This window comes from Microvirga aerilata, assembly GCF_016743775.1.
Classification (GTDB): Bacteria; Pseudomonadota; Alphaproteobacteria; order Rhizobiales; family Beijerinckiaceae; genus Microvirga; species Microvirga aerilata.
The window spans coordinates 1-11456 of the sequence record NZ_JAEQMY010000114.1 but is presented as its reverse complement, the minus strand read 5'-3'; the positions used below and the strand labels follow the sequence as shown (position 1 = coordinate 11456).

The following is an 11456-nucleotide window of genomic DNA, read 5'->3' as shown; positions in this document are numbered from 1 at the left end:
GAGGGTACGACCAAGCCCAAGCTCACCATCGAGTACACCACCAGCACCACGCCTCCGCCCAGCAACACCGCCCCGGTTGCGGCTAATGACAGCGCCACGACAGCGGAGAACACTCCTGTCACCATTGCTGTGCTGAGCAATGACACCGACGCGGATGGTGACACACTCAACATCAGCGGCATCGGGACCTCTCCCGGGCATGGGACCGCGACCATCAACTCAAACGGCACCATCACCTACACGCCCAGCAGCGGCTACAGCGGAAGCGATAGCTTTACCTACAAGGTCAGTGATGGCGCGACTACTAGCAATACCGCCACTGTGAACCTGACAGTCAATGCTGCAACGTCGGACCGGCCCTTCAGCGAGTCCTACATTGCCACCACCTTCCCCGGCGGGCGCCAACGGGTTCTGGAGCACGATAACGCCACCAAGAGCTTCTACGTTGACGGAGACTGGTACGCCGTGCTGCCCGATGGGGCGAAATGGTACGTCGAGCGCTTTGACGGACCAACTCCAGCTGCAGGCCAGCAGGGTGGCTGGACCAAGGCCAGTACGGACAAATTCCTCGACAACAACCGCGCCTCCGACATTGCCTGGGACAGCGCCACGCAAAAGCTCTACGTCCTGCAGTACTGGGAGACGTCCAGCAAGCCGGCCATGTTTAAGCTGGACTATGATCCTGCCACCCACACTTTCGCTTCCGAAGCGGAGGCTCAGATCGCAGGAGACGGAGGCAAGCTCTCATCCACGCACTGGGGCACAAACAAGGAACTGGTGATCGGGATGGACCAGTTCGGCACCCCGCTGGTTGCTAACGTTGGCACGGCAACCAGCGGCGCCAGTCAAGGCATTCATCTGGCGTGGGCGAGCAAGGATCTCACCACCTGGGCCGAGGCAACTATCGATCCGGTTCCCACTGCTGCCGGCGACAACAGCAAGGTTGATATCGTTTCCTTCGAGAATGGCGGTCAAAAGTACATCGGGCTCGCCTACAGCGCGGACTCTCCGAGCACGTCCGGGGTCACAGGCGATGTCTGGAAGTTTGCCTGGCACGTTGCTTCCAGCAATCCGGCGGACTATGCCACCGGCTGGCAGATCGAGACCGTCACCAGCACGGTGGCGATCGACAATCACCTGAGCGTCGCCTGGGATGGCTCCAACATCTTCATCGCGATGAAGGACGACAAGAACGCAGTCTGGTTGGCCAAGGGCTTGCCTGGCTCAATGGGTTCCTGGGAAACGGTCAAGGCGGTCAATGGCGACAGTGGCTCCGTCTCTGGGCCGAGCAGGCCGACCCTGGTCGTAGATCATACGAACGACAGCCTGCACCTATTTTATCAGCAGTTCACGAATGCTCCTTATGGCGACATCTACACAAAGGCAGTGAGCCTTGATGGTGCATTCACGTTTGACCCGACCAACCGGGGCACTGCTGTGATGAGGACGAACAACGGTACAGCTCTCACCGATCCCCAGCCGCCGGTGCATGCGGTCGATGCCAGCATGGATGGTGGCTTCTACATGGTCGCCTCCAATGTGAACGCCCGCGAGATCTGGTACAATCAAATCAATTTGGGTGCGCCTGAGCTGTTCGTCTGAGGTGGTCTATATGTCAACAGAGGCGTCAGGGCAGCCGTTTCACTTGGTGGTGGTCGCAGCCTTACGCCGTCATGCGCTCCAGCACCCGCCGTACCTGCTCTTTGCTCCACGTGCCACTGCGGGCGGCCCTGATCCCGCGGGCGTTCAGCTCAGCCGCAATCTGTCGGAGAGAGTCAGCGCCGGACGCCTTCAACTCCTCAATGATGGGAGCTAAGTCCGCAGCGCGGCTCTGGGCCTTGGCCTGACGGGCGGCGAGGCTGGCAACACGGCCCTTGTCGCTGATCATGGCAAGGTTTCCACGGTTGCCTCCCAGCTTCTTGCCTCTGGCCTTGGCCGCCGCGAGGGCGTCCTTGGTCCGCTTCGAGATCATACGCCGTTCTTCATCGGCCACCATGGCCATGATCCCCACCGTCAGCCGGTTGGCGCTCGGCATGTCGGCGGCCACAAAATCCACGCCCGCCTTCTCCAGCCCAAGCAGGAAGTGGGCATCACGGCTCAACCGATCCAGCTTGGCGATGACAAGGGTGGCGTTGTGCAGGCGGCACAGGCGCAGCGCCTCGGCCAGCTTGAGCCGGTCGGAGCGCTTGCCGCTCTCGATCTCCACCACCTCGGCCACGAGCTGCCATTGACCGCCGTTCAGGAAGTCTGCCACCGCCTGGCGCTGGGCCTCCAGCCCAAGGCCGCTGCGACCCTGCTGGGCCGTCGACACCCGCAGATACGACACGAACTGGCCCGCAGCCATGGCATCCTCCTGCTCGTCACATCTGAAGCAACGGTCGTTGCTGTTAAAGTTACGGGCAAGGTTGAGGCCAAGCAAGCCTTCTCTTCTGATACAATGCTACGATTTTTTATTGCGACCTACCCCCACCCTTGGCAGACGGGCCGACTTTCGCGAGCAGCAAAAGGGCCTTGTTTCAAAGCGTGGTCGGACTCTTGAACATATCGTGAACAACTCCCATCTAACGCCCAAGACGCACAAAATACCCCAATCACTTCTCCGCCCTCCAGCAAGCCGAAATCTCCTATTAGAGTCAGCCACTTGGACGCATCCTCCTTCGACGCCCTCCAGACGCCCTATACTTCTCTTGTAAATGTCGAGGGTATCAACGCGACCGAGGAGGCCAGATCATCCAGGGCCAGGAGGAAGCGGAAGCGCAGCCCCAAGCCCAAGCGGGACAAGCGACGCAAGACATGGTCGAAGGGCATCACGGCCCAAGAGCGGAAGAACCTGCGTCGGGCTGATGGCTTCGCGACGGTGATCCGCTACCCGCTCAGGGCCACGTTGGATTTCCATCCGGTCCACCTCGACGCCTATCCTGAGGGCGAGCTGGATGACTTCTTCGCCGGCCTGAGAACCTGCATCTCCACTTGGTGCGGTCGCAGGAAGATCGGCTGCTTCTGGGTCTGGACCCGCGAGAACTACATCGGTGATCGGCGAGAGCACCTGCACATGGTCATGCACCTGCCGCCGCGCTTCCATAACCAACTTGAGGATCATATTCGCCGCCTCTACCCCGGAGGCGAAAAGCTTGTGCAAATCGGCAATCGCACCTCCCACCGCTGCCCGGACACAACGCGTTGGGTTGACGGGCTGGACTACCGCACGAAGCAGCTCCGCGGCGACGCGGTTGGAGCGCCCGGACCGACACGCCTGCCCCGTGAGACCAAGAGCCGCCATGACGGCGCCCCTGTGGCCCCTGTTTACGGCAAGCGGTGCGGGATCTCGGACAGCCTGACCGTCAGGGTCGAGAAGGCATGGGAAGCATCACGCTCGTAATGCAGCTGTCGGCCTCGAAGGCACCTACTAAAAGGGCTTTTTCAAACAATCATCGTGGATGGCTGAACGCCTTGAGCCACAAGGGTCTTCGGCCAGTTACAATTCACAAATATTCATGTAAAATATCAAGATCGGCACAGAATTTCGTATAATCAGGAGACCACATGGGCGGCACGGGCAGCGGCAACTACGGCGGGAGACCCACGGTCGAGGCGGCCCTGAAGCTCGATCTCTACCACCTCATCCGAAGCGGCTCCTTCCGGCCTGGTGCAACGGTGACAGGCTCCTTGGCGTGGACCAATACCGACACTGGAGAGCAGAGGGCCAGCATCGGCTACAAGGCTCACATGGGCGATGAATGCGGCTGGGTCCGCCTGACCTACGCCACAACAAACAACTGGACCGGTCAGACCACCCAGCATGACCACACGGTGGAACTGGCATCCACCTCCCAGACCTTTGGAGGCCGCCGTTGGTGGTGGGTCTGCCCCCGGCGCGGGGATCTGGTCGCCAAGCTCTACATGCCAGCCGGTGGCGGGATCTTCGCCTCGCGTAAGGCTCATCGCCTCGCCTGCCGCTCCCAGCGGCAAAGCCCCTATGATCGCGCCATCAGTCAGGCATTCAAGCGCCGCCATCGCCTCGGAGCGGACGGCGGCCTTGGTGATCCCATCGACAAGCCCAAGGGAATGCGCTGGAGAACATTCGACCGTGTGATCGAGCAAATCGAGGCCGCAGAGGCCGTCTGCAATAACCACCTCATCCGCTTTATCCAACAGTTTGGATGATCAGCCAAACTTGGATGCACGAGTAGGAGAACCAACACAAACCTCTGGCCAGTTCTGGTGGGAAACGGCCCCAGCTGCCTACAATCTGAACTGGACCGAAAACCAAATTGGTCCGTCTGCCCCGGAATGCCGCTACCCCGTCAGGGTGATCGAAGGAGGCAGATGCCTCGATGTATGCTGATCAGGCAAATCACGGGGAAATCATGGTCCTGCAACTGCTCTAGTCGATTGGTCATATGCTGTTTGACGGTGATAAAACAGATCAAGCCGACGATCAGCAGGGCGAGGCGTGAGGAACTAGGCCGAACGCTCCTTCCATTAAGGAAAAGTGGGCAGCCTATTTAGGTATGGAGAGTTCGGATGGAGAGGCAGAGTATTGTAGGGTTACATCAATGCAACTAATATATGATGTTGGAGTACATGATGGAACAGACACTGCCTACTATTTGCGCTGTGGGTATAAAGTCATTGGTATCGAAGCAAACCCAGAAATATGTTCAGATTTGAATAGTAAATTCTTGACAGAGATCAAAGATGGTAGACTTAAAATCCTCAACATTGGTATTGCAGCCACTCAGGGCACAATGGATTTCTGGATATGTGACTCTAATTCAGAATGGAGTTCTTTTAAGCGAGAAACAGCAAGTCGCAATGGCTCCAGACATCATTCTATACCCATTCAATGCACGACATTAGCAGAGGTTATAAATACCCACGGGGTACCTTTCTACTGCAAGATAGATATTGAAGGAAATGATGGCATAGCTCTCAATTCCTTAAGCAGTGTAAAAAAACTTCCGGAGTATATCTCTGTTGAGATGTCATACTCTCGAGGGGGCAATTATATACAAAATTTACTAGAACTTGGGTATAATCGGTTTAAGATTATTGACCAACAATCTCGATCACAGCCTTTTCTCCCCGTAGATTACCTCAAAGCAATGCTACCGCGACCTGCTCCACGTATCATTAGACGAATGGATACTGCCTTCAGAGGAGTTGACCGCGATGGTGATTGGCGGTTTTCACACGGCTCGTCTGGCCCATTTGCCGAAAAAACACCAGGAAACTGGAAAACTGCGAAGCAGGTGCTTGTGGACTGGAAGCGGCTCCAAAACATCAATGAACGCTTCAAAAGAAGAGGGCTTGGCGATTGGTATGACATTCATGCCGCTCAATGAGCTGAACAGAGAGATGGGAGTGGGTATGGAGCGCCACTCATCCGTGTCTCCGGCCGCTCCTTCCTCACCGCTGCCAGCGCCAAAGCCCGTATGATCGCGCCATAAGCCAAGCGTTCAAGCGCCGGCAGCGTCTTGGAGCGGACAGCGGCATCGGAGATCCCATCGATAAGCCCAAGGGCATGCGCTGGGCCACCTTCGACCGCAAGATGGAGCAGATCGAGGCCGCAGAGGCGGTCTGCAATGCCCGTCTCCTCCAGTTCGTTCAGAAGCTTTCCTAGTCTTGAGGGCAAAGGCCTTGAGCTTCTGGAAACCATTCGGGTTTTCGTCAGGAACGAAGCGGGCAGGTCGCGTTAACCCAGCACGAAGGCCCCTGTTGCCCCTATGGCCTTCGCCCCTTCCGAGCCCCTCACACCCCAACGTGAGGGGCTTTTTCATGGGCGGTGCCGAAACCGTCCGTAGCGTCATCGGTTATAACCGCGAAGGCTGTTACACATCCGGCCTTCTTCATGGACCAGGAGGCCTCCTCACCCACTGGCAATGGTGGGCGGGGAGGCCTTTCTTTTGCCTAGGTCCGGCACAGCATTCGCGAGTATTCGCAGCCCTGCCGCGCTATCAGACAGCGGGGGTTAGCAGCTAAAGGATGAAATCTGCCCGTGTGAAGGTGATCAAACCCGTGCATTCGACATGCATCTCGGCATCTGGGTCATTACCAATATTGCCTTCGATTACCGTGATGCCCTTTGCCTCATCCTGGTAAGCGCGGAGCTGACCAGCCTTGGTGAAGGCCTGTTCGCCGATGAAGCTAAAGTCCTGCCAACCCTTCTCCCTGGTGTTGGCATCGCGTTCGCCAAGATCGATCCGGTCCTGACCTTGGGTGAAATCGAGGATCACTTCATTCATCGCCTGCGAACTGCCGATGATGAAGACATCATCACCGTTACCGCCGTGCAGGACATCGTCGCCGACGTTTCCTTCAACCCGATCATTTCCAGCGCCGCCGTAGATCGTATCATTGCCCTCACGTCCAAAGATCGTGTTATCGAAGGCATTGCCGACGATAAGCTCGCTCGCACCGGTGCCCGTGAACGATGCTGTTGAGAAGGTGGGCGTCGTCGGAACGGCAGGGTCCGTTGGCGAGGTTGGAGGCTGGTCATTTGGTGGCGTCACCTCTCCAATCTGCTTCTGGATGCTGTCCCACGCCACATACTTGTAGTTCGAGGTGATGCCTCCGGCGAACTCGTCGTGCACCACCAGCATGCCCTGGCCAAAGGCCCCCCCAAGATTAGCCGAGGAAATCTCCATGCCATCGGTGTTCTGGACCCCATCGACCTTGAAGGTGCCAAGATAGGTGTCGGTCTGGCGGTCGTAGACCTTGAACTCACTGCTGCCCTGGCTTGAGACCACGAAGTAGCCCTTGCCGCCTCCGGCATCATAGATCGCGTTGCCCTCAAGATCCGCTACAATGCCGTGGCTGCCTACGGTATCCACTGTCTTGGCGGTCTGTCCGCTGGCCGGGCTGAGGCCGTACTTGTAGACGCCTTCATCCTCTTCCGCGATGTAGACAGTACCGTTGGCGTCATCCACCGTCATACCCTCGGTGATCGCGCCGCGCTTGATATCACGCACGGCGGTTGCCGAGACCCCGCCGTCGACCTTGACATCAAACTGGCGCACAAGGCCTGTCTGGCTCGAGACGAACGCATAGAGGTTGCCATCAGCCTTGCCGAGGGCAAAGCCGTAGACGTCGGGCATGCCGGTACCGAACGAGCCGATCTTGGTCAGCTTGCCTGTGGCGTCGATCTTGAACACGTCGACCCCGTTGGTGCCGCGGTTGACCCCTGCCACGATGTCGCCGCGCAGGTCGATGTTGCCGATCGGAGCGTTGGTGGCATAGCGCGAGATCTCCTTACCCGAGAGATCGAACATATGAAGGCCGCCGCTGGAGGCTTTGCTCTCGCCGATGACGAAGCTCTTAGTTGGATCATTAGGGTTGACCCAGATCGCCGCATCATCAGCGACATCGCCTGCGCCGAAAACGCTGCCAGTTTCAACTACCGATTGGACTGTGCCGGTGAAAGTCATTGTGCGGCTCCGATTAGAAGGACGATTTCAGTCCAAGTTGCGGGAGAGTGGGCCCGAGCTTCCGTTGCTGAGCCTGGGTGTGGTCTGTGCAAGGGAATTTTCTACCAAAGGTAAGAAGATCCCTTCGTTGCAAAAGAGCTTCAATGTAGATACGAGATGGTATCGAACGCTCTAACCCCAGTATTAAAGTGGTAATACTGCAGATTACGAGCGCCGTACTTCGAGGTCGCCTCAAGATATTTATGAATATGTCTCCAATAAGACCGAAAAGCTGATGCTTCAGCTGATCAATCAGAGCCCGCAGGAATGATCCGCAGTCTGCAGAAGATATCGCAGTACATGGTCTCAGATTTGGCCGTCACCAGCGGATATGCTGAAATAACATTGATCCGCCTCTATAAGCGACTTCTGCGAAGTGCCCCAAGCCATTCCATACTGCGGGTTATGCGAAATTGGCTGGCTCTTTTAGAAGGCGCTTGAACTGAGCCTATCGACCTGCCAAGAGGCAAACGAACGATCACTCTTGGGGAGAATACAAGGGCGACCGATCTTCTCATCGGGATTGCAGGCATCGTTATCGGCCTTGCTTTGATCTTCGTGATCCGCGGCAAAGACGGCAGCCCCCGTTTTCTGCGGACCAGCAGTTGACTGGTTGTCTACCCGGTTCTCCCGCTGCTCTCCCTCACAATCGGAGGCGCTTGGCTGATCCGCGCACTGTCTTAAGCGTTCTGGACCGGGAGCAAGCCCGGTTCCACATGGGACGCTATGCGAAATCGCGCGGCGATTTCCGCGCGCACGTAACGCACGGTCATAGACCGTCTGGTTGATGTTCACGATCGATACCCATCTCGGCAAGCTGGTTGAGAACGTCCTCGATCTGCTCCGGGGAGAACTCGTCGGCCGGCAAGACCTGATCGAGCTCATCATAGGTGACATAGCCCCGCTTCTTGGCGAGCCTGATGATCTGTTGGACAGCAGCATGTGACAGATCCAGCCGAGGTCCGTCCTCGGAGCTCCATTTGAATGCCCCTGCGTCTTGGTTCAATTCGAATACTCTCGCCTTCCGATCGTCCCGGGGCTGTGGGCGAGGGTAGAGCAGGAGTGGCCTGCCCGGTTCTCGTGGCGCAGTGGCAATAGGTTTCCAGCCTCCCATTGAACCCTCCTGTGGCCAATCTCGTTGCTCGCGACCTTCCCTCACCCGCCTCGGCCTTACTGGATGCCTCTGCACTGGCAGCCAGTGTTCCACGACCTGTCCTTTCGCGGCTCCAGAATCTGGCTCTGTCCTTCCGTCAACCGTCTCGGCTTTGCCGAAAACCCTCTTTGGGATCCGCTTGGTTCTGTCTTGGCCGGAAAAGATGCCCTGAATCGATGTTCTCGCGCCTTTGCGCGAGGCCGTTCTTAGACTCTTGTAGTCGTGGGATGTGCGAATTTGCACCCGTGCGTAACCGCAGCCACGACGCCCACTCTTTTGACAGGATCTGGATTTCGTTTGGGTAGTTGATCCAAGGGCTTCGCCGCCTTCGATCGATGCTGACCAATCCGAGCGCCTCGCACTCCCTCAAGGCGTTTCGGACAGTGCTCTCGGAGACGCCGGCGAGGGCGGCGAGGTGGGCAACGGTCAGGCTGCATCGCCCCCGTTTGCTCACCTCGACCGCGACCACGGCCAGCACGGCCTGCTCTGCCAGGGTGAACCGGGCGGCCAGAGCCGGCGGCAAACGCCCTGCGGCGGCCCAGGAGCGGCGTCTTTCCATCGAGGCAGAGGAACGGGGCCGAGAACCAATACGGCGCTGGGTAGGCTTCTCTGGGGCTGGAATCGCTGCTTTGGCATTGATGAGGGCATCAAGCTCCTCAGTCTCAGCCTCAGTGATCTGCCCAGCCGTGAAGGCCTTGTACATGACAGAGCGGATCTCGGGCAGCTTCATGCGTGGCGATGCCATCACGGCACGCCGGATCTCTCCCGCAAATGACATGCGAGCTCCTCGGGTTAGACCCGACAGGAGGGACGGCACACACCAAGCCGAGCACCATCGTTTGCACAAATGCTAATTTGCGCATTGACGGCGGCATGAGGATTTGGTGAAATCAGCGTCGCCAAACAGTTGATTTCACCGGCCTCGCCGGATGATGCACCCGCCCTCCAAGGCGGGTGTTGTCGTTTCTGCCATGCGATTCAATCGCACGACACGGCAGCATGACTCGACGTGGACTCGCCGGTCAATGCCGCACACTACCCTCGCCGGAACTCGTTAACCGATCCTTAACCAAACATCGGCACGGTGACCGCCATGGGTTCGCGTGACGGTGATGGTCACCGATCTGTCAACCGTAACCCTCAGGGGTTTAGGAATGGTGATGGACACGGTGATGGATCACGACGACTCTGACGAATGGTGCTCCATCAATGAGGCTGCACGTCGTTTAGGCGTGACACCGACAGCGATCCGAAACCGGATTAAGCGCGGCACCCTCAAGACCAAGCCAAACGGCAATCATGGGCGGCTTGTCCACGTGCCCCGACCGTTACCGGCACCCGTTACCCTCCCGGTGACCGATACCGTGCCGGAAACCATGATGGACACCATTCCCCTCACGGTGATCGAACCCTATCAGGCCAGGATTGCGGACCTTGAGGCACGAGCTGATGAGCTTCGCGCCGATGTCGAACGGGAACGCGGCGAACGCTTCCAAGAGCGGGAAAGAGCTGACCAAGAGCGAGCCAGGGCGGACCGACTCACAGATGAGGTGGCGAGTCTTGCTCGCGAGCTCGCGAGCACCATCAATCAGGCAAAGGAAGAGGCTGTAGTCAGCACCGCCCGCATGGAGGCGATGAAGGCCGAGCTGGAGGCCATCAGATCACGGTCGTGGTGGAAACGCTTGGTTGGATGAGCCGCGGCTCATCCGTCTCATCCATGATCGCGGCGTCTGACTGGCTGATGTTTATACCGTCATCCTCGTAGGGTCTCCTCGACGATCCGTGGGTTGCGGTCCAGCATCGCCAACAGCACTCGGGCTGGTCCTGTTGGAGAGCGATGCCTCTGCTCCCAGTTGCGCAGGGTGGCGACAGGAACCCCGACCCGGCTGGCAAAAGCCGCTTGGGTCAGGCCGGTCTTCTTCCTAATGGCTTGTACGTCAATGACGTACAAAAGGGGACCGTACGTACATTCGGCTTTGCCCACCGCACCTGCTTGCAGCTCCATGCGCCACCTTGATTGACCGAATACCCAGTCCATCAGCAAGATGCTGCGGCGCTTGTTACAGTATAAACTTGTTGTTGGCCCGCAATCTTCAGCAGATCGCTATCTCTTAGCTCACCGATACTGCTTCTAATACATTGTATCTAACCACTTATAGCTGGTTTCCTGCCCAAATATAAACATCCTTAGTCCTGTTTCATGACCTAATTCATGGAATGGCAGCCCAGTGCCACGACTTTCAGGGATCCGGGGTAAAGCCAAGGGAAGATCACCAATGCCAACAATCAGCTTTCAGCAGGGGGTAAACAGCTACACGGGCACCGTCGACACGATGCTGCGCCAGTCGGTACCCACTACCAGCTCTGCGGGCGCGACCACAATTGGCATCGACAGTGACACACCCTCCGGCACGGGCCAGGATGATCAGGTGCTGCTGCAGTTCAGCGCTTTGTTCGGCTCAGCCACCAACCAGATCCCTTTGGGCGCCACAATCACCAAGGCGACCCTGACCCTGCAGACCACCAATGCCTCGGCTCAGGGCGGAACCTTGCACCGCATGCTCAAATCCTGGGCGGCCACCGATACCTGGAACTCGCATACCAACGGCATCCAGACCACCAGCGGCGAGGCTGTGGCCACTGCCGACCGGGTCACCGGCCTGACAGCCGTAGGCGTCACCAACCTCGACGTCACCAACAGCGTGCAAGCCTGGGCGGGCGGGGCGGCCAACAACGGCTGGGCCTTCCTGCCCTCCGGCAGCGATGGCTGGGACTTCCTCTCCTCGGAGGGTACGACCAAGCCCAAGCTCACCATCGAGTACACCACCAGCACCACG

The 11456-nt window shown here is 58.1% G+C and carries 11 protein-coding genes; 6 read left to right on the top strand and 5 right to left on the bottom strand.

Features of this window, described 5'->3' with window-relative positions:
* The coding region (locus JKG68_RS28265) for an Ig-like domain-containing protein (RefSeq protein ID WP_202065331.1) at positions 1 to 1602 on the top strand (1602 nt) is incomplete at its 5' end.
* A 61-nt stretch (positions 1603 to 1663) separates the two neighbouring features.
* Here JKG68_RS28265 and JKG68_RS28260 read toward each other — a convergent pair.
* Entirely contained in the window at positions 1664 to 2344 is a 681-nt protein-coding gene (locus JKG68_RS28260; protein WP_202065330.1) for a recombinase family protein, read from the bottom strand.
* Between the two features lie 297 nt (positions 2345 to 2641).
* Here JKG68_RS28260 and JKG68_RS28255 point away from each other — a divergent pair, with 297 nt between their 5' ends.
* From JKG68_RS28255 to JKG68_RS28245, 3 genes are all read left to right on the top strand, one after another.
* Entirely contained in the window at positions 2642 to 3379 is a 738-nt protein-coding gene (locus JKG68_RS28255; RefSeq protein WP_202065329.1) for a hypothetical protein, read from the top strand.
* Between the two features lie 164 nt (positions 3380 to 3543).
* A complete protein-coding gene (locus JKG68_RS28250; RefSeq protein WP_202065328.1) occupies positions 3544 to 4164 on the top strand; it encodes a hypothetical protein in 621 nt (206 codons plus the stop codon).
* 392 nt (positions 4165 to 4556) lie between these two features.
* A complete protein-coding gene (locus tag JKG68_RS28245) occupies positions 4557 to 5345 on the top strand; it encodes an FkbM family methyltransferase (protein ID WP_202065327.1) in 789 nt (262 codons plus the stop codon).
* Positions 5346 to 5978: 633 nt separating this feature from the next.
* Here JKG68_RS28245 and JKG68_RS33925 read toward each other — a convergent pair.
* The 3 genes from JKG68_RS33925 to JKG68_RS28230 form a co-directional block, all read right to left on the bottom strand.
* Entirely contained in the window at positions 5979 to 7427 is a 1449-nt protein-coding gene (locus tag JKG68_RS33925; RefSeq protein ID WP_281399243.1) for a phytase, read from the bottom strand.
* An 808-nt stretch (positions 7428 to 8235) separates the two neighbouring features.
* Positions 8236 to 8472, bottom strand: a complete 237-nt coding sequence (locus JKG68_RS33920; RefSeq protein ID WP_376773229.1) for an RNA polymerase sigma factor region1.1 domain-containing protein — start codon at positions 8470 to 8472, stop codon at positions 8236 to 8238.
* 244 nt (positions 8473 to 8716) lie between these two features.
* The gene (locus JKG68_RS28230; RefSeq protein ID WP_246515979.1) at positions 8717 to 9349 is read right to left on the bottom strand and encodes a helix-turn-helix domain-containing protein; all 633 of its coding nucleotides are present in this window, start codon (positions 9347 to 9349) and stop codon (positions 8717 to 8719) included.
* A 424-nt stretch (positions 9350 to 9773) separates the two neighbouring features.
* On the opposite strand from JKG68_RS28230, the gene JKG68_RS28225 reads away from it, so the two are divergent.
* Positions 9774 to 10313 (top strand): MerR family transcriptional regulator, encoded by a 540-nt coding sequence (locus JKG68_RS28225; protein WP_202065325.1) that lies wholly within the window; start codon positions 9774 to 9776, stop codon positions 10311 to 10313.
* A 59-nt stretch (positions 10314 to 10372) separates the two neighbouring features.
* Here JKG68_RS28225 and JKG68_RS28220 read toward each other — a convergent pair whose 3' ends face one another.
* Positions 10373 to 10624: a helix-turn-helix domain-containing protein gene (locus tag JKG68_RS28220; RefSeq protein WP_246515977.1), complete on the bottom strand. Its 252-nt coding sequence runs from the start codon at positions 10622 to 10624 to the stop codon at positions 10373 to 10375.
* A gap of 271 nt (positions 10625 to 10895) precedes the next feature.
* Between JKG68_RS28220 and JKG68_RS28215 the strand changes: the two genes are divergently transcribed.
* A partial coding sequence (locus JKG68_RS28215) for a DNRLRE domain-containing protein (RefSeq protein WP_202065322.1) occupies positions 10896 to 11456 on the top strand: 561 nt, incomplete at its 3' end.